Consider the following 17,850-nt stretch of genomic DNA (forward strand, 5'->3'; position numbering starts at 1 on the left):
GTGGTCGTGGCATCGCCACCGTCCGTGCCCCCTCGTGCACTCTGCTGTGAGCGGGTACCGTACAGACCACAGGAGGTGTCCATGTCACGCCAGGAACAGAAAGTCACCGTCGACGGGCATCGGTTGACGCTGACCAATCTCGACAAGGTCTTCTATCCCGAGACAGGCACAACCAAGGGCGAGGTGCTCGACTACTACGCTCGCATTCACGAACATCTGATCCGGCACGCCCATGACCGCATCGCCACCCGCAAACGTTGGGTCGACGGTGTCGGCACACCGCAGAAACCGGGAGACGTGTTCTTTGAGAAGAACCTCCCCGATTCCGCACCATCGTGGCTCACATCCCGTTCCATCCGTCATTCCACCGGATCCAAAAGGTACCCGCTGGTCCAGGACCGTGCGACATTGACCTACCTTGCCCAGATGGCCTCACTCGAGATCCACATCCCTCAATGGCAGGTCGCGAAGGGGTCATCCGACCCGGGCACCATCGAGTCGACGACACGGCATCCTGACCGCATGGTCTTCGACCTCGATCCGGGGCCAGGACGCGAACTGGCCGACTGTATCGAGGTCGCACAGCTGGTGAGAGACCTGCTGACCGGGATGGATCTCGACGCCTACCCGGTGACCAGCGGCTCCAAGGGGATCCATCTCTATGCGCCGCTCGATGGATCGGCATCAAGCCAGCAGATCTCCGACGTCGCCCACGAGTTGGCGCGCAGCCTCGAAGCCGATCACAAGGACCTCGTCGTCTCAGCCATGAAGAAGACGCTGCGAGAGAACAAGGTGCTCATCGACTGGTCTCAGAACTCAGCGGCGAAGACGACAGTGGCCCCCTATTCTCTGCGCGGCCGGTTCACCCCCACAGTGGCGACACCGCGGACCTGGGACGAACTCGACGACCCGCCCGCTGTCGAGCAGCTGCGCTTCGAGGAGGTCCTTGATCGGATCGATGACCTCGGCGATCTGCTCGAACCGTTGGCGAAGACTGCCGGCGATTCAGCAAATCCGACCCCCACCTCGGCGGGAGCCGCACCCGCTTCGACGAAGGAATCGTCGAACTCATCGAAGGCGCCGCGCGACCGCCTGGACATCTATCGGTCCAAACGGGACCCGAAGCACACCAGCGAACCGGTGCCCGACAGCCACGGAACCAGCGGGGACGAGCTGTCCTTCGTCATCCAGGAACATCACGCCAGCACCCTGCACTGGGACTTCCGACTCGAACACGAGGGTGTGCTGGTCTCGTGGGCACTGCCGAAAGGACCGCCCACCGATCCGAAGCACAATCATCTGGCCATCCAGACCGAGGACCACCCGCTCGAATACGGAAGCTTCGAAGGCACGATCGAGAAGGGACAGTATGGTGCGGGCGAGGTCACGATCTGGGACTCGGGGACCTACGAACTCGAGAAGTGGAAGGAGGGACGCGAGATCATCGCTGTCCTCCATGGGGCCGAAGACGGCGGCCTAGGGGGAGAACGACGATTCGCACTGTTCAACACCGGCGAACACGGGCCGAACAAGGAACCCGAGAAGAACTGGATGATCCACCTGACCAAGGACTCATCCGCGAACTCATCCAAGAACTCGCCGAGACGGGGCAAACCTTCGCCTGAGCACGCCGATTCCAAGCGAAGCGGGTCCACGGGCCCCGAACGCACCGGTTCCACAGATGTCCAGCCCACTGACATGGCACCGATGCTGGCCAGTATTGGGGACATCGACTCCGTTCGCCGACAGGCCGAGGACTGGGCATTCGAAATGAAGTGGGACGGCATCCGAGCGCTCGCCTCCGTGCGCGCCGGCACCGATGATTCGTCCGGGTCGATCGCGCTGACCAGCCGCAATGGTCACGATATGACGAAGACCTACCCCGAACTCATCGAGCTCGCCGACTGCGTGGACGCTGATTGCATCCTTGACGCAGAGATCGTCGCACTGGGCCCGGGCAGTCGCCCCGACTTCGGGCGGCTGCAACGCAGGATGGGGCTGACGCGTGAGAGGGACATTGAGCGTGAACGTGAGCGCACACCGGTGTACCTGATGGTCTTCGATGTGTTGAACGTTGGTGGCGCTTCATTGCTGAAGACCCCATATCTCGAACGACGTGAACGTCTCTTTGGCCTGGTCACCGAGGGTGAGCACATCCATGTGCCGGCGGCCTTCGAAGGAACCGTCGACAAGGCGATGGAGGCCAGCCAGGAACTCCAGCTCGAAGGCGTCATGGCGAAGCAGACCGACAGCACCTATCTGCCGGGCCGTCGGACACACACCTGGGCCAAACTCAAACACACCTCCACTCGCGACGTGATCATCGTCGGGTGGCGCACCGGCAAAGGGGAGCGTTCCGAGACCTTCTCTTCGCTGCTGCTGGCAGCCCACGGAAAGGACGGTCTGGTCTATCTGGGTCGTGTGGGCACCGGCTTCGACGACCACCAGCTGCAGGCTCTGCGGGCGCAGCTCGATCGCCTGAGCCGGAAGACACCTTCCCTGGATGTTCCTGCCGCCGAGTCACGTGATGCGAACTGGGTGCGGCCAAGCCTCGTCGGTGAGGTCCGATACGGAGGTATCACCGAGGCTGGTCGTCTGCGTCATCCCGTATGGCGCGGACTCCGCGAGGACATCGACCCGGAGGAGGTCACCGCCTGAGCCAGGAGGGGGGCCGAGCATGTTCTCCCGCAGGCCACGTCGGTCACAACGGGGGTTACGAGACTCCGAGGAGACTGTTAATGTGACGGCACCGGGACAGTACGGAAGCTTCAGAGAGCCCCGTGCTGACCAAGATCGCAATGAGTCTGATGATCGCGGATGCGGCATCAGTGAGAAGAGGCGACGATGACGAATGATCGAGATGCCGAGAGCATGGAGGAGACCCTCAACACTGTTCCCGATGAAGCGCCGCACGATGTTGCTGAAACGCCCGGAACAGATCACTCCACTAAAGAACACGATGATGAGTTGGTTGATGAATGGGAAGACGAGTCTTTTCCCGCGAGCGACCCGCCAGCGCATTACTGAACGGCTCATCTCTCAACAGGCGGCTTATCTCTCAACAGACCCTGGCCAGCCGAAGCGAATCGACCACCAGTTGAAAGGAGCCACAGCTCATGAGCGACCAACTGACTTTCCAGGATCCGGTGAAACGATTTCCGGACATCTCTCCACCCAAACAGGACCAGCCTGAGCCGGGCCTGGACGTTGAACTGATTCCAGGCACTGACCGTGGCGAACAGAGCTATCGCGGCACCGGTCGGCTCAAGGGGCGCAAGGCGCTGATCACCGGTGCCGATTCCGGCATCGGCTCGGCAGTCGCTATCGCGTTCGCTCGCGAAGGAGCAGATGTCGCCCTGTCGTACCTTCCTGCTGAGGAGGACGACGCACGCCACGTCTGCGACGTCATCCGCGAGGCCGGCGGCACAGCGGTGCCACTGCCTGGTGACCTCGCCGACCCCGACTACTGCCAGCAGGTCGTCCATGATGCGGCAGACGGGCTGGGCGGACTCGACGCCTTGGTGAATAACGCGGGGCGCCAGATCGCGGTCGAAGAGATCGAAGATCTCTCCGATGAGCAGTGGGGCAATACCTTCGAGACCAATATTCGCGCCATGTTCCGCGTGACGAAGACGGCAGTCGGCTATCTGCCCGCCGGCGCAACGATTGTGAACTCGACGTCCGTTCAAGCGTATTCTCCATCGACCCACCTGCTGGACTATGCGTCGACTAAAGCTGCGATCAACAACTTCACCAAAGGACTGGCCACTCAGCTGGCTCCACGCGGCATCCGAGTCAACGCAGTTGCTCCCGGCCCGATCTGGACACCCCTTCAGGTCTCTGACGGTCAGCCGAAGGAAGCACTGCCCCATTTCGGGAAGAACACTCCCTTGGGGCGAGCCGGTCAGCCGACTGAGCTCGCGCCAGCTTATGTGTTCCTCACCTCGGCGGAGTCGAGTTACGTCCTGGGTGAGACCCTCAACGTCAATGGGGGCCAGCCCACGCCGTGACAGAACGTTCTCGGCCAACACCGTTGTAGGCCCCGGCCGGCAAAGCGACACCGGAGGATGTGAATACGAATGAATTCGAGAAACGACGGAATCCCAGACTCATCGAAGCACACCACTGGCAACCCCAACCTTGATCCGGACCCCTCAGGTGACCCCGATCTTGATGGGGGAGGCAGTGTCCAACCCGGCGCCACGCCACCGGAATCCAACTCAGCCACGGCATCTCCGCCACACGCACCCGATAGGAGACCTCCGCGGACGAAGTGGGTGGTCGTCGGAATCGGCGCACTACTGGCCATCATCATCCTGGTGTTCGTCGCCTACGCCGTCGGTCTGTTCAGCTGACGCCAGCTATTCGAGGCGAAGAGGTCGCAAACGCTCTGAAGGGAGACTCCATGGATCTCAACATTCGTGGACGCAAAGCACTGGTCACCGGCGCCGATTCAGGCATCGGGTTCGCCACGGCACAACTGCTGTTGGCTGAAGGTGCCACAGTCGTCATGACTGACCGTGAACCGGACAAACTCCATCACGCAGTCCAACAGCTGCCGGGTTCCGAAAACCGCCCACACGCCATTGCCGCCGATGTCACTGATCCTGCAGCCATCGAGAGACTTGCGCAGAAGGTGGAGGACGAAGTCGGCGACCTCGACATCCTCATCAATGTTGCCGGGATCCATGGTGAAGGTGGTCTGTTCCACGAGATCAGCCAAGAGGGATGGGACCATACAATCGATGTCGACCTGATGGGGCCCGTGCGTGTCACGCGGGCTTTCCTCCCGGGCCTGAGGCGCGGCGGCTGGGGGCGGATCGTCTTCGTCTCCTCCGAAGACGCGGTCCAACCCTATGACGACGAGCTGCCGTACTGCGCTGCCAAAGCAGGACTCCTCTCCCTGGCCAAGGGTCTCTCCCGCACCTACGCCTCTGAGGGGCTGCTCGTGAACACAGTATCGCCGGCATTCATCGAAACCCCGATGACCGACGAAATGATGAGCAAACGTGCCGAAGCGTTGGGAGTGCCCTTTGATGAGGCGATTGCGTCGTTCCTGCGCGAGGAACGGCCATTCATGGAACTTGGCCGGCGGGGCAAACCGGAAGAGGTGGCCCACGTCATCGCATTCCTGTGCTCCGACGCCGCCAGCTTCGTCAACGGTTCCAACTATCGCGTCGATGCCGGATCAGTCGCCACAATCTGAATGTTGTGACCACGGGCACGCGGTAGACGATATGAGAAGGAGTCTGAACCATGCAGGATTTTCGCTATCTGATCCTCGGCGGAGGAATGGCCGCTGACGCAGCTGCCCGTGGCATACGGGAGCTCGATTCCGACGGTTCCATCGCGATCATCAGCAACGATGTCGATGAACCCTACACACGACCTGCACTGAGCAAGAAGCTGTGGACAGACCCGAGCTTCGGACAGGACGACAACTACCTGTCGACCGTTGCCGACACCTGGGCACAGCTCCATTTGGGCACTGAAGCGACCAGCGTTGACCCTAAGGCAAAGACGGTGACGGCCTCGGACGGAGAGTACAGTTTCGAGAAGCTGCTCTTCGTCACGGGTGGGCAACCGAAGCAGATTGACCTCGAGGAAGGTCAGCGTGTCGTCTATTTCCGCGGGTTCGATGATTATCGTCGCCTGCGTGAATTCGCTGGAAGGAATCTCAATGTTGCCGTGATCGGAGGCGGGTTCATCGGCACCGAGCTGGCGGCGGCACTGGTGCAGAACGCAACGAATACGACGCTTCTGTTCGACGATGAGACTCTGTGCGGTTCCGTCTTCCCGCCCGATCTCGCCGATCATTTTCACCAGCTCTATCGCGACCAGGGAGTGACTCTGGTCCCCGGCACCAAGGTGACCGGTGGCCGTGCCGAGGGCCAGCAGGTTGCACTTGACTACGGCGATGGCACTCACGAGTTCGATGCTGTCGTGGTGGGCCTGGGAATCGATCCGTCAACCGATCTGGCCGAAAAGGCAGGAATCGCTGTTGATGACGGAATCACGGTCGACGGGTCCTTGCAGACCTCTCACCCTGACATCTATGCAGCCGGTGACGTTGCCCATTACCCTGACCGGATCCTCGGCCGACAGCGCGTCGAGCATGTGGACAATGCGACCCAGATGGGCACCGTGGCCGGACGGATCATGGCAGGGAGTGACGAGACCTACACGCACACACCGTATTTCTACACCAACGTCTTCGACTTCGGCTATCAGGCGGTGGGAACGCTGAGTTCAGACCTGCAGACGATCGAGGACTGGCAGAAACCGCAGACGGAGGGCGCGGTCTATTACTTGAACGACGAGGGCCGGGTGCAAGGCGTGCTCCTGGTGGATCTGGACGGCGGTCTGGACACTGCTCGGGCCATCCTGGCTGAAGACTGGCCCCACTCCCGCAGCGACCTGGTCAGCCGCCTGCCTTAGGATCGATCGCTCGTGAGTCATTGTCGCGGCCTGCAGAGAGGTCGCCGATGTGGGACAGCCGCAGGGGCGCGAAGGGCCCGGTGGTCTCACTCGAGATCACCCGCGCGGTGATGCCGACGTGGTCGCCTCCGTCGTCGAGCATGGCGATGCGCTCGACGACTATCCGGTTGGGCAGAGCACTGAGCAATGGCACCCCCTGCTCGGTGGAGTGGGTATCGAGACCGCGGAACTTGTCAGTGTCCTCACCAGATCGGGCACCGAAGCGCTGCGCCATGGCGAGATCTAGGGCAGTGAGAAAGTGAATCGCGAAATGGGTCGCCCGCAGACTCACCTGATAGGTGTGGTTGGCCTTCGACAGCCAGAAACCGTACTGCTGAGGAGACATGCTCGACTGCGAGTGGAATCCCACCAAGCAACCTGCACATTCGTTCTCTGCAGCGGTGGTCACTACGATCAGAGCGGCATCCGTGGACACCATCAGGTCGTCAAACGTCTCCTCATCCATGGCGGATCCCTTCTGCGTCAGCGTGCTGCAATGAGCCGAGTTCGGTGTTAGACCCTGCGCTGATGCGCCGGATTTCGTATTCAGCGGTGTCGTCGTGCGTCAAACGTACGCCCCTGCTCAACGGCGGACAAGAGTCACCGGCCCCGGAGTCATTTCAGTCGGTCTCAGCACACCGGCGATAGTGGGGCGCGACGATATCGACGCCGAGGATGTGCGGCACGGTTCCTGACATGCGAAGGTGATCTGCGTTACCGTCGGAATAACCGTGACACCCGCGTACGTGAGGAGAAGTGGTCACCATGCCGAAGATGAGCAGCTCAGGAGTGCCGAAGAAGTCAGAGCTCCCAGCGACCTTACGACATTCGGATGCCAAGGCCCAGCGCACTTTCGCGAAGACCTATGACTCCGCAATGGAGGAATACAACGATGAAGAGCGCGCCCACCAGGTGGCCTACGATGCGCTCAAGCACACTCACGACAAGGTCGGTGACAGATGGGAACCGAAATCCTCACCGGGGCCATCCGACGCACAGGCCAAGGGCGGGAAGAACACCGATCGCCCGACCGCTGGCGGGGTGGACGCCAATGCCACGAAGGATCACCTGTACCAAATGGCAACTTCGCTGAAGATCCCGGGACGTTCGACGATGACCAAGAACGAACTCGTCGAGGCCCTCGAACGTGAAAACAACAAGCAGACGAAGAAGAGCGCCTGAAGTCTGGCCGAGGCCTGAACCTTCTGAATACCGGGCCTCAGAACACTGGGGGAGTCATCGTGGCGATGATGACCGCCTCGGCGTCTCCGATGACACGGAACCAGTGCGGCTGGTCGCCCTGGTAGGTGATGCTGTCACCCGCTGCCAGCGTGTATCCGTCCTCGCCGACCTGGAAATAGCAGGTTCCCTCGAGGACGAACAGGCACTCCTCGGCGCGGTGATGGTTGAAGGGCACCGATTCGTTGGAGTACCCCGCCGGGACACGCACCTTGAGCACCAGCAGCTGACCGTTCATGGTCGGAGTCAGCAGCTCGTAGACGAGTCCGCGGTCGGTGACCTGCAGCTGCCGACGCTTGTCGGCGCGGACCACGCGATTGTCGGCCGGTTCCTCACCCTGGGTGAAGAACCGGCCGACGGGCACATCGAAGGCCTTCGCGATCTTGAGCAGCGTGAGATATGCAGGATTCCCGCGACCGCGTTCGATCTGGCTCAGCAATCCCTGGCTCACCCCGGCGACGCGGCTGAGGTCGGTCAGGGTCATCCCGGCCGATTCCCGCAACTGGTGGATGAGCGCACCCATGTACTCGACACTGGGATCAGCCGCATTCGGCGGGACATTCTCGGTGCTCATGGGTGCCTTCGGTCACGGGGTCATCTGAAGCTGAGAATATCAGCACCCAGCCGACACGATCTCAGATCAGACCGAGAGCGGTCACCGTCTCACGTTCCTCGGCGAGCTCAGCCGTGGTGGCGTCGATCATCTTGCGGCTGAAGTCGTTGATCTCCAGTCCCTGCACGATCTCCCAGTTCCCGCCCGAAGTTGTCACGGGATAGGAGGAGATCAGCCCCTCTGGCACCCCATAGGAGCCATCGGAGACCACAGCCATCGAGGCCCAGTCGCCTGCGGGTGTGCCGTGCAGCCAGTCGTGGGCGGCGTCGATCGTCGCCGCGGCAGCGGAGGCCGCTGAGGAGGATCCACGCGCCTCGATGATTGCGGCACCGCGCTCGGCAACCGTGGGGATGAGATCGTTCTCGATCCAGGCTTGGTCGCCGATGACCTCGGCGGCATTCACCCCGCCGATCTCTGCGTGGTAGATGTCGGGATACTGGGTGGCTGAGTGGTTGCCCCAGATCGTCATCCTGGATATGTCGGCGACCGATACTGCGGCCTTTTTGGCCAGCTGTGCTAGGGCCCGGTTGTGGTCCAAGCGGGTCAGCGCGCTGAAACGTTCGGCGGGGATGTCGGGCGCATTGTGCATGGCGATCAGCGCATTGGTGTTGGCCGGATTTCCGGTGACGCCGATGCGGACGTCGTCGGCGGCGACTGAGTTGAGGGCCTTGCCCTGGGCGGTGAAGATCGCACCATTGGCCTCAAGGAGGTCGCTGCGCTCCATGCCCTGAGACCTGGGGCGAGCGCCGACGAGCAGGGCGAGGCTGACGCCGTCGAAGATGTGCTCGGCCGAATCGCCGATCTCAACCGAGTCGAGAGTGGGAAAGGCGCAGTCCTCGAGTTCCATGACCACGCCTTCCAGGGCGGTCAGTGCTGGTGTTATTTCCAGCAGGCGCAGCTGAACTGGAGTCTGAGGGCCGAAGAGAGCGCCGCTGGCAATGCGGAAGAGAAGACTGTAGCCGATCTGACCGGCCGCACCGGTGACGGCGACTTTGATGGGGGTATTCATCGATTGTGCTCCTTAGCTGTAACGGGAGTTTGCCGCAGGCGATGCAGGCTGTCCTCTCGTGTGCAACGGCGTTGTTCATCGGTGAATACGCCGTGAGGTCACTTCAGTGAAGAGGAGGCCGAGCGGCATGACGAGGAGTCGACTTCCTTGTTGAGGCCCGTCAAGGTCGCTTGTGCGGCATCGCTGCGTTGGACATCACTGCGACTCCTCAGGAGAGAAGTGTGTGACGAGCCGATTCTATCGGTTCGCCGCCAAGGGGCATCATGAACGCGTCATATTGTGTCTCCGCACACTCAGTTCGCGCTCACCCGGTGGCCCGGGCCTCACGAGTTCGGCCTCGGAAAATCATCAGAGCTCTGTTGACTTTCCGAGGCCGAAGACGTTGCTCGCTGTTTCGGGGCGTCGCCGGCTAGTTCGTCCAGGCGTCGTCGGTGAAATAGCCGTCGATCCAGCCGGGCAGGCGGTGCCCGTCCTTCGACGTCGCGAGGGTATAGGGCGCAACGTGGAAGCCTGCCTTGTCGAGTTTGCGCAGGTCTCGGGTCGGCAGATTCTTACTGGGCCCAACCCATTCGATGCCGGCATCGGAGATCTCGTCGAACGATTCCGTCGGCAGCGTTGCTCCTGTGAGGTAGAGCGAGGTGTAGCCGCGTTGCGCGATTGTCTTCGCCGCGTCGAAGTCGAAGGACTGGACGACGAGTGAGTCCTTGAGTCCGCGTTCGTCGAAGACATCGAGAACCTGATCGACCTCCGCCGAGGTGGCCCCTGGCTTGATCTCGGGAACCATGACGACATCCCCGCCGAGTTCGTCGAGTGCCTCATCGAGGGTGACCGTCTGCGCCGGCGCTCCACCCTGCGGGTGCTTGATGGTCGCGGAGTCCCATTCCTCGCGACTGAGATCGCGGATCTTGCCACTGACACCGTTGAGGGTGCGGTCGGCTGTGTCGTCGTGGATGAGGACCGGGGTGCCGTCTTCGAGGAACTGAATGTCCATCTCGGGCAGGAATCCATCCTTCGCCGAGGCGGTGAATCCCTCCATGGACTCCTCCGGATAGACGTCGGCTCCGCCGCGGTGGGAGACCGTGACGGGAAATTCGAGTTCGGCGACCTTGTCAGGTGCTGACGGTGCGGATTCAGACGGCGAGCCGAGACCGTGGGCGGAAGCCGAGACGACTCCGGTGCTGACGGTTGCAGCCAGGGTGAGGACTGCCGCGGCGAGGATCGATGACGGACGGGGACGGAATGATTTCTGCTCTGAAGTAGTCACTCCTGCGACGCTAGGGATGCCGAACGACATTACAGCGACAGGGGGATGAACGGTGGGACTAGAGAAGACGAAGGGCAGGGAACGTCAGCTGCTGGCGGCCTACTTCGGTGTCGCCAATGTTTGTAGGTAATGTTACGAACAGGTCACATTTGTCGTTTAGTTGCGATTATCACATTCAAGTGTCGGTCGTGAAAAAGCCATGGAGGCCGCGCATTTATGCTGGTCTGCAGCCTGTTGCGCCCCGGCCGATAGGCGGCGTCTGGCAGAACTCAGCTACTGAGACATCTATAGTTAGATAAATGAAATTCATCCCTAAATCCCCCTCGATTCAACCGAAATATCCCCACCGTTTCCCTCACAGGGGTGTTCTTCCTGAAGGGCACTACTACACACTGACGTGGGGCATTTCGTATGACTTCGGGGGCATGACGACTGTGGCCCTGGAGCGGAGCTCGGCCTTTGCGCGCCAGGACAACCGGCAGGTCGAGATCTTGACCCTCAGTGCCGAACTGAAGGACCAGGATCGAGAGCGAGAACTTCGGGCCGAGGGACGAATCGATCGTCGAGTGCACCTGCGCAATATCTGGAAAGACCTCACTTCCTGGTCTGACCGAAAGCTGCGAAAGATGGTCGGCACGTCCGAGCTGGACCATACGGCCATCAACGATGTCCTGAAACGCTCCGGCTCGGAGTGGACTGAAATCCGCAGAGACTCAGATGAGAACGACCTCCAAGTCGATCGCTATCGCGATAGTGGGGCACTCCTGGTCAGCGACCGTCTGGACTTGAACAAACGCGGGATACGAGGAGGCAGGAGAATCAGCCTCTTTGATCGTGAGCAGAACGTCATCGCTCAATGGTCAACTGCCCGTGCGCTCTACCAGGCGTGGCTCGATGTGGTCATCGGCAGCAAGCCGTCGTACCTAATCTCTGACTCATCGTTCGCCGGCGGTCTGGTCGTCGATTACAGACGCGACAACGTCATCCTTTGCCAAGTAGTGCACAACCACTTCCTCGATAATCCCAATGGAAGCAACTTCGGCGAACTGACCGAGGGAAAATTCAGCTACATGAGGCGCCTCGACTCGTTCGACGTCGTCACCACACTTACCGATCAGCAACGTCACGATATGGAGGAAGCGGCACTGTCTGACAGATTCAGAACGGTATCGAACCTCACCGAGAAATTGAAAGGTGATCCGAGCACGCCACGTGTACGTAAACTGGGCGCCATGGTGGCGCGGTTAGTGCCGCAGAAACGAGTTGAAGACGCCATCAGGGCGATCGATAAAGCCTCCGCCCAGGCGCCAGGGGTGACTCTCGACGTCTACGGCGAAGGTGAGGATCGGCCCGAACTCGCAGACCTTATCGACGGCATTGGCATCACAGATTCGGTCCGAATGCACGGTCACATTCCCGGGGCAAAAATCAACTTCCGTACGAGCGCTTTCAGCCTCCTCACGAGTCGCTTCGAAGGCCAGGGACTCGTGATCCTCGAAAGCATGTCAGCTGGCTGTATCCCCATCTGCTACGCCATCGACTACGGACCAACCGACATTATCGAAGACGGTGTCAACGGGTTCGTCGTTCCACCCGGAGACGTTGACGCACTGGCTCAAGCAATACTTCGATTCCTCTCCATGCCCGAAGACGAGGTTGAGAAGATGCGGCGTGCCGCAATGGCCCGAGCCGCCGACTTCTATGAGGCACCCATCATTCGGCGCTGGGGTGAGGTGTTGAACGAACAGTCATTCGAGCCCATCGTCCATCTTGATCGGCTGCGTGCGGCACTCACCGAAGCGACATCGACTGATGAAAATATCGATGTCATCATCGACCTCGAGAGCCTTGAGGAGTACAAGCCGGACAGCGTCTACATTTCCTGGAAATCGCGCATCGGAAACTTCTATGGCCGTGTGGAGGCGAGCTTCGATGACGGCGTCGTTCGTGCAACGATCCCAACAAGTCGTCTCTTGCTCATTCCCAACGGTTATCTCGATATTTCAGTAGATCTCGTCTCTGGTCGCAGCTTCAACCGAGCTCGCATAAAGAGCGATAACTCGAACATATGCAATTTGGGAGATTCATTCCGCCTGTACACAACCAAGCACGCCAACCTCAGTGGTCAGCTTCTCCAGTCTCAGTACAGCTCAAACTCGTCCTCACATCCACTTCTTCACCTTGAAAACGATGTAAAGGACTACGCCTAGACCTACCATCAATCCGAGTGCCATGGGATAGCCGAACGCCCAGTGCAGTTCGGGCATGTCGTCGAAGTTCATACCGTAGATCGCTCCGATCAGGGTGGGGGCGAAGAGAATCGCGGCCCATCCTGAGATCTTCTTCATGTCTTCATTCTGACGCTGGGCAACCAGGGTGGAGTTGACGTTGAGGATCTGTGACAGGGCTTCGCGTAGTTCGGCTGCCTCGGCGAGGACTCGAGTCAGATGGTCGGTGACGTCGTCGAGGTAGGCCTGCAGCTCGGTTGGGATCGAATATTTGGCGGCACCGTTGCCCAGTCTCTGGGTGAGGCGGTTGAGGTGCGTCGTCGTATGGAGGACGTCGATGACCTCTTGACTGAGCAGATAGATTCGTGCCGCTGCCGCGGTGTCTCCGCTGAAGACCTGTCGTTCGATTCCGTCCTTGTCGTCCTGCAGGCCGTCCAAGACAGGGAAATAGGTGTCGACTGCGGTGTCGAGCAGCCGGTAGAGGAGCGCCTCGGGGCCCAAAGAGAGAAGCTCCCTGTCCGAGGTCCACTGGCGTTTTTCCTCCCTGAAATAGGCGTCCATGTCTTCAACGCCTTGGGGGATGGGTGATCCGTCGATGAATCGATCGTCCTGGCAGATGATGACGAGAACATCGTCCTTCATCAGCAGGTGGAATTCCTTGAACTCGACCTCCTCGGCCGAGTCGATGTAGACCGCGGATTTGAGGACGACGAAGAGAACATCGTCGTAGCGATCGATCTTGGGGCGTTGGTTTGCATGGAATAGGTCCTCGACGAGGACCGGGTGTAGCTCCCACACCGAGGCGACTTCGGCGAGAAGTTCCGGCGTGGACTTGGGGACGACGATCTGAGTAAATGATGCCGAAGTGGGGGAGTGATCGGTCTGTTGCTGAGCAAGGGCTTCGGCGAAGGCCGACGAGACCGACAGGTCGCCGGGCTCGCTGTCGACGATCCGGTGACTGAGCAGTACCGGCTTCTCAGATTCGCGTAAGGCAACCGTGCTGCGTTTGCGCTTGGAGATCGGTTCGGATTTGTGCCTGCGTACTCGTGCCATGGTGAATCTTTCGGTCGACTAAGACCCAAACGTAGCCGAGTTCGAGGAGGTGGGCACAGTTCTTCACTCAGCTCGAACGATCATAATGCCAAGTCATGTTGCGTAAAAAAGGAGAGTCGGTTCAGGGTCTTCGAATCTGCATGTGCACAATAGTCCTATGACCAATCTTCCGGAAGACCTGACGCATCAAGCGGTCAAGGGCGCCAATTTCGCACAGTCGGCGGCCAAGCTTGGAGCGCGAAAGTTTCGCGACCGCATTCACGAGTCGAGGCTCCCGGCTGACTTCTATCCTCAGGACACGGACGAATTCATTGCCGCTGCGTACTTCGGTGTAGGGATGGACTCGGTGTATCAGCTTGAACAGTGGCTCTGGCCGTTCGAGCAGCTGGAAGCAGAGTTGAAGCGATCAGGCCACAGTGATCAGCCATTTGGAATCATCGTTCGCAGCCCAATGGTCGCGAAGCACTTGAGGAACGTCACCCATCTCCCGGTTCGATTCTCGCGTCTCACGAAGGGCCTTGACGCGTTCATGACGTCCTCGTCATTGAGAACCGTCTTCTATGTCAACCAGTCAACTCCGAATTTTCAGGCATTGCGTTATCCGAACCCGGCCCACGTGCATCTCAGCCACGGTGAGAGCGAGAAGATCTCCATGATCTCCAACCAGCTCAAGGCCTACGATTATGTCTTCACCGCAGGGGAAGCGGCGAGGGAGAGAATTGAGCACTCCCTGGTGGGGATGGACTCGAAACGTCTGCTCGATGTCGGTCGGCCCCAACTGGACCGCCCGCGTGAGATTGCCCAGGCATGGCGTGAATTCGACGCCGACGCTCCTGCAGGCACGACCGTGTTCTATGCGCCGACGTGGGAGGGTGATTCGCCATCGATGGCCTATGGCACCCTTGCCGACAATGGGGCCAGGTTTGTCTCCGCCATGCTGGCTGCGGGGTATCGTGTGATCTTCCGCCCGCATCCGCGTACAGGAGTGCGCGACCGCAACTTCAAAAGGGCCTTGGACGAAGTCCGTTCGATCATCGAGGCGGATCCGAGGGGATTTATGGATCTCACGTCAGATGTTTCGTGGCAGTTCGATGCAGCCGATCGGGCACTGGTGGAGATGTCATCGGTGGCCTTTGACTGGCTGTCGACCAGCAAGCCGCTGGTGATGATCAAGCCCTGTCATTCTGACTCCATGGTGCTGCCCGGCGGCCTGCTCGATTGCAATCCCACTATCGGCAAAGGTTCAGAGGACAGTCTCATTGAGCTGTTGTCCGATCAGACAGATTCTGTCGAGACGGCTGCACGACTGTGTGAGCACTATCTGGGCTCAACCGTCCAGGGAGCGCAAGTCAATCGATTCATTTCGGCTGCCAAGCAAGTCATAGCCGAACGCAACAGTAGCCTGACTGGCTGCTCATGAGAGACGCGCATATGAGGGAGTCACGATCAGCGGCCGGCCGTCGAGTGAATTCAGACCCCAGGTAACAAAATGGTAAAGTTGCGATGAAATTCTTTGGGTACCTGTGTCCAGTCATGCTGGACTGTGCTCTCCTGGACGATTGAAATGAGGACTGATGCGCCGAGTCATTACCTATGGCACCTTCGACCTGCTCCATTACGGTCACATCCGTTTGCTACAGCGGTGCAAAGAACAAGGCGACTATTTGGTTGTTGCACTCTCCAGTGACGAGTTCAACGCCGGCAAGGATAAGAAGTCCTACTTCTCTTACGCAGAGCGCAAACACATGCTCGAGGCGATTCGCTACGTTGATCTTGTCATCCCGGAAGATAATTGGGAGCAGAAGGTCACGGACGTCGATAAATACCATATCGACACCTTTGTGATGGGCGATGACTGGGAAGGCAAGTTCGACTTCCTCAAGGATAAATGCGAGGTCGTGTACCTGCCCCGCACCCCTGAAATTTCAACTACTCGGATCAAGACGGAGCTCGGCAAGTCCTGACTGCCCCGTTGCCATCCTGTTTCATTTCACCCCTGCGCGTTCTCAGGGGCACCCGATGTGGTGAAAGTAGAATGCCCCACAACACTAAACACTTGCCTTGAAGCAGAGAGGAGCGGGTGTGTCTACACGGGAACCGCAGAGCCACCCGACCTTGGCTGAGCTTCGGGCTAAAGCTCAACCCATCGAAGTTCGCAGTCGTAAGAATGCCGAGCACTGGAGCGCGCAGCTCTATCTCAGACACTTTTCGATCTATTTCACGATGATTCTCGTGCGTACGAGGATCAGTGCAAACGGAGTCACAGGTCTGATGATCCTCGCCGGCTGGTGCATTGCCGCCAGCTTGCTGATTCCTGGGATCTGGGGAGCAGTCCTTGCGGTGTTCTTCTCCCAGGTTCAGATGTACATCGACTGCTGCGATGGTGAAGTGGCCAGATGGCGCGGGACCAGCGGAGCAAAGGGCGTCTTCCTCGACAAAGTCGGGCATTACACTACGGAGGGCCTAGTCGCTGCAGCGCTGGGCATTCGAGCGGTGGGGGAGTGGAAGCACCTCGGAGACGATCCCGCCGGAACCTACCCTTACCTGCTGGCCGGAACCGTCCTGGCTGGATTCGTTCTGCTGAATAAAGCACTCAATGACATGGTTCACGTCTCGAGAGCGTTCAACGGCCTGGACAAACTCGCGGACTCACAAGCGGCGACTGCGCTGAACCCGGGGTTTGTTGCGAAGCTCAAAAGAGCAGCTCGATTCGTACCGTTCCATCGCATCTATCATTCTGTGGAGATGTCGATCCTCGCCTTGGCTGCGAGCATCGTCACCATTATTGCGGCGTCGGCTGGTGCTGTTCCTCTGTTCGGTGAGCGTTGGCTTGTCGTTATTCTGGCGCCCTTGTGTCTCCTATCTGTCATCGGACACTTCATGTCGATCATGGCCTCGAGGAGGTTGTCATGACCGATCCTTCGCGCATTCTGTCACAGCGTTTCGAAGAGAGCCGCAAATACTCATTTGGTGTTGTCGTCCTGTCACAGGGGAAGCGATTGGACGACCTCAACCGCGGATTCGAATCCTTGCTGGCGCAGAAGGGCGTCGAACTCGACGTCGTCTGCGTAGGCAATGGCTGGGACCCCGAGGGTATACCAGCCGAGGTCAAGACTCTCGCGCTACCGGAGAACTTGGGGATCCCTGCCGGACGAAATGCTGGAGTTCCGCACGTCAAAGGTGAATTTTTGTTCTTCCTCGACGACGATGCATGGTTACCGGACGACACCACACTGATGCGCATGGCTCAACTGATGCGGACGAAACCCAGAATTGGTCTGATCCAACCTCGGGTAGAAGAACCTGGCGGGCCGGATGCTCCGAAGCGATGGATCCCGCGTCTGAAGAAGGGCGAAGCCGAGCACTCCTCCAACGTCTTCTCAGTCTGGGAAGGTGCCGTCTGCATGCAGCGGAAGGCATTCGACGAATGCGGCGGCTGGCCAGGACCATTCTGGTACGCCCACGAGGGCATCGAACTTGCCTGGAGAGTGTGGGACGCAGGTTACACAGTCTGGTATATGGGTGACCTGGCAGTGGCACACCCCGTGATCGATCCCAGGCGGCATGACGAATATTTCTACATGAATGCAAGGAACCGCGTCTGGTTGGCTCGGCGCAACCTGCCGTGGCCCTTCAGCTGGGCCTACGTCGGTTCTTGGACACTGATGCAGTGTGTGAAATGGGCGAACAAGCCACATCAGCTGCGGGCATGGATGGAAGGGTGGCGCGCGGGTTGGAGGCTCGATCCATGGGCAGAGGACGAGGACCGACGGAAACTCTCGAAACGAGGCGTGTTGAGGATGTCTCGACACGGACGCCCTCCCGTCGTCTGAGCCGAGCACGCGCGCGAATCTCTGTGATCTGCGCAGGGTTCTGCAGAAATTCTCATTTCGCTCGATCAGAATCGATACGCAGCGCCGCGCAATGCTCCGCAGGCATGAGGAACGACAGCGACCGCAGCCGGGTC

17 protein-coding genes are annotated in these 17,850 nt (G+C 59.7%); 12 read left to right on the top strand and 5 right to left on the bottom strand.

Annotated elements, in window-relative coordinates:
* Positions 1 to 81 precede the first annotated feature (81 nt).
* From HU144_RS07745 to HU144_RS07770, 6 genes are all read left to right on the top strand, one after another.
* The gene (locus HU144_RS07745) at positions 82 to 2,658 is read left to right on the top strand and encodes an ATP-dependent DNA ligase (RefSeq protein WP_235350856.1); all 2,577 of its coding nucleotides are present in this window, start codon (positions 82 to 84) and stop codon (positions 2,656 to 2,658) included.
* A 186-nt stretch (positions 2,659 to 2,844) separates the two neighbouring features.
* A complete protein-coding gene (locus tag HU144_RS07750) occupies positions 2,845 to 3,027 on the top strand; it encodes a hypothetical protein (protein WP_101584734.1) in 183 nt (60 codons plus the stop codon).
* 89 nt (positions 3,028 to 3,116) lie between these two features.
* The gene (locus tag HU144_RS07755) at positions 3,117 to 4,010 is read left to right on the top strand and encodes an SDR family oxidoreductase (protein WP_101574662.1); all 894 of its coding nucleotides are present in this window, start codon (positions 3,117 to 3,119) and stop codon (positions 4,008 to 4,010) included.
* Between the two features lie 69 nt (positions 4,011 to 4,079).
* Positions 4,080 to 4,355 (top strand): DUF6480 family protein, encoded by a 276-nt coding sequence (locus HU144_RS07760; protein WP_235350857.1) that lies wholly within the window; start codon positions 4,080 to 4,082, stop codon positions 4,353 to 4,355.
* Positions 4,356 to 4,405: 50 nt separating this feature from the next.
* Positions 4,406 to 5,206 (top strand): SDR family NAD(P)-dependent oxidoreductase, encoded by an 801-nt coding sequence (locus HU144_RS07765; protein ID WP_235350858.1) that lies wholly within the window; start codon positions 4,406 to 4,408, stop codon positions 5,204 to 5,206.
* Between the two features lie 50 nt (positions 5,207 to 5,256).
* On the top strand, positions 5,257 to 6,438 hold the full coding sequence (locus HU144_RS07770; protein ID WP_235350859.1) for an NAD(P)/FAD-dependent oxidoreductase: 1,182 nt from the start codon (positions 5,257 to 5,259) through the stop codon (positions 6,436 to 6,438).
* Here HU144_RS07770 and HU144_RS07775 read toward each other — a convergent pair.
* A complete protein-coding gene (locus HU144_RS07775; protein ID WP_235350860.1) occupies positions 6,422 to 6,943 on the bottom strand; it encodes a flavin reductase family protein in 522 nt (173 codons plus the stop codon). The two genes, HU144_RS07770 and HU144_RS07775, sit on opposite strands and share 17 nt — an antisense overlap.
* A 299-nt stretch (positions 6,944 to 7,242) precedes the next feature.
* Between HU144_RS07775 and HU144_RS07780 the strand changes: the two genes are divergently transcribed.
* Entirely contained in the window at positions 7,243 to 7,659 is a 417-nt protein-coding gene (locus tag HU144_RS07780; RefSeq protein WP_235350861.1) for a ChaB family protein, read from the top strand.
* Between the two features lie 37 nt (positions 7,660 to 7,696).
* On the opposite strand, the gene HU144_RS07785 is transcribed toward HU144_RS07780, so the two are convergent.
* From HU144_RS07785 to HU144_RS07795, 3 genes are all read right to left on the bottom strand, one after another.
* Positions 7,697 to 8,290 carry a helix-turn-helix domain-containing protein gene (locus tag HU144_RS07785; RefSeq protein WP_235350862.1) on the bottom strand — a complete coding sequence of 198 codons (594 nt, stop codon included), beginning with the start codon at positions 8,288 to 8,290 and terminating at the stop codon, positions 7,697 to 7,699.
* 61 nt (positions 8,291 to 8,351) lie between these two features.
* The gene (locus HU144_RS07790; protein WP_235350863.1) at positions 8,352 to 9,338 is read right to left on the bottom strand and encodes a malate dehydrogenase; all 987 of its coding nucleotides are present in this window, start codon (positions 9,336 to 9,338) and stop codon (positions 8,352 to 8,354) included.
* Between the two features lie 409 nt (positions 9,339 to 9,747).
* On the bottom strand, positions 9,748 to 10,602 hold the full coding sequence (locus HU144_RS07795) for a glycerophosphodiester phosphodiesterase (protein ID WP_235350864.1): 855 nt from the start codon (positions 10,600 to 10,602) through the stop codon (positions 9,748 to 9,750).
* A 299-nt stretch (positions 10,603 to 10,901) separates the two neighbouring features.
* Here HU144_RS07795 and HU144_RS07800 point away from each other — a divergent pair, with 299 nt between their 5' ends.
* On the top strand, positions 10,902 to 12,812 hold the full coding sequence (locus HU144_RS07800; RefSeq protein ID WP_235350865.1) for a glycosyltransferase: 1,911 nt from the start codon (positions 10,902 to 10,904) through the stop codon (positions 12,810 to 12,812).
* Here the strand turns inward: HU144_RS07800 and HU144_RS07805 are convergent.
* Positions 12,765 to 13,883, bottom strand: a complete 1,119-nt coding sequence (locus HU144_RS07805) for a magnesium and cobalt transport protein CorA (RefSeq protein WP_235350866.1) — start codon at positions 13,881 to 13,883, stop codon at positions 12,765 to 12,767. The two genes, HU144_RS07800 and HU144_RS07805, sit on opposite strands and share 48 nt — an antisense overlap.
* 157 nt (positions 13,884 to 14,040) lie before the next feature.
* Between HU144_RS07805 and HU144_RS07810 the strand changes: the two genes are divergently transcribed.
* The 4 genes from HU144_RS07810 (at position 14,041) to HU144_RS07825 (ending at position 17,716) form a co-directional block, all read left to right on the top strand.
* A complete protein-coding gene (locus HU144_RS07810) occupies positions 14,041 to 15,303 on the top strand; it encodes a CDP-glycerol glycerophosphotransferase family protein (RefSeq protein WP_235350867.1) in 1,263 nt (420 codons plus the stop codon).
* Positions 15,304 to 15,457: 154 nt separating this feature from the next.
* Positions 15,458 to 15,847 carry a glycerol-3-phosphate cytidylyltransferase gene (gene tagD / locus HU144_RS07815; RefSeq protein ID WP_235350868.1) on the top strand — a complete coding sequence of 130 codons (390 nt, stop codon included), beginning with the start codon at positions 15,458 to 15,460 and terminating at the stop codon, positions 15,845 to 15,847.
* A 118-nt stretch (positions 15,848 to 15,965) separates the two neighbouring features.
* Positions 15,966 to 16,796 carry a CDP-alcohol phosphatidyltransferase family protein gene (locus HU144_RS07820; protein WP_235350869.1) on the top strand — a complete coding sequence of 277 codons (831 nt, stop codon included), beginning with the start codon at positions 15,966 to 15,968 and terminating at the stop codon, positions 16,794 to 16,796.
* On the top strand, positions 16,793 to 17,716 hold the full coding sequence (locus tag HU144_RS07825; protein WP_235350870.1) for a glycosyltransferase family 2 protein: 924 nt from the start codon (positions 16,793 to 16,795) through the stop codon (positions 17,714 to 17,716). The genes HU144_RS07820 and HU144_RS07825 overlap by 4 nt, the downstream gene beginning before the upstream one ends.
* Positions 17,717 to 17,850: the final 134 nt, after the last annotated feature.

Source organism: Brevibacterium sp. UCMA 11752, from assembly GCF_021532235.1.
GTDB lineage: Bacteria > Actinomycetota > Actinomycetes > Actinomycetales > Brevibacteriaceae > Brevibacterium > Brevibacterium antiquum.

Bases quoted from the DNA above. Each gene is read 5' to 3' on its own strand.
- HU144_RS07765 (WP_235350858.1), top strand. From the start codon at position 4,406: ATGGATCTCAACATTCGTGGACGCAAAGCACTGGTCACCGGCGCCGAT.
- HU144_RS07810 (WP_235350867.1), top strand. From the start codon at position 14,041: ATGACCAATCTTCCGGAAGACCTGACGCATCAAGCGGTCAAGGGCGCC.
- HU144_RS07780 (WP_235350861.1), top strand. From the start codon at position 7,243: ATGCCGAAGATGAGCAGCTCAGGAGTGCCGAAGAAGTCAGAGCTCCCA.
- HU144_RS07775 (WP_235350860.1), bottom strand. From the start codon at position 6,943: ATGGATGAGGAGACGTTTGACGACCTGATGGTGTCCACGGATGCCGCT.
- HU144_RS07800 (WP_235350865.1), top strand. From the start codon at position 10,902: ATGAAATTCATCCCTAAATCCCCCTCGATTCAACCGAAATATCCCCAC.
- HU144_RS07785 (WP_235350862.1), bottom strand. From the start codon at position 8,290: ATGAGCACCGAGAATGTCCCGCCGAATGCGGCTGATCCCAGTGTCGAG.
- tagD (WP_235350868.1), top strand. From the start codon at position 15,458: ATGCGCCGAGTCATTACCTATGGCACCTTCGACCTGCTCCATTACGGT.
- HU144_RS07755 (WP_101574662.1), top strand. From the start codon at position 3,117: ATGAGCGACCAACTGACTTTCCAGGATCCGGTGAAACGATTTCCGGAC.
- HU144_RS07825 (WP_235350870.1), top strand. From the start codon at position 16,793: ATGACCGATCCTTCGCGCATTCTGTCACAGCGTTTCGAAGAGAGCCGC.
- HU144_RS07745 (WP_235350856.1), top strand. From the start codon at position 82: ATGTCACGCCAGGAACAGAAAGTCACCGTCGACGGGCATCGGTTGACG.
- HU144_RS07770 (WP_235350859.1), top strand. From the start codon at position 5,257: ATGCAGGATTTTCGCTATCTGATCCTCGGCGGAGGAATGGCCGCTGAC.
- HU144_RS07805 (WP_235350866.1), bottom strand. From the start codon at position 13,883: ATGGCACGAGTACGCAGGCACAAATCCGAACCGATCTCCAAGCGCAAA.
- HU144_RS07760 (WP_235350857.1), top strand. From the start codon at position 4,080: ATGAATTCGAGAAACGACGGAATCCCAGACTCATCGAAGCACACCACT.
- HU144_RS07750 (WP_101584734.1), top strand. From the start codon at position 2,845: ATGACGAATGATCGAGATGCCGAGAGCATGGAGGAGACCCTCAACACT.
- HU144_RS07790 (WP_235350863.1), bottom strand. From the start codon at position 9,338: ATGAATACCCCCATCAAAGTCGCCGTCACCGGTGCGGCCGGTCAGATC.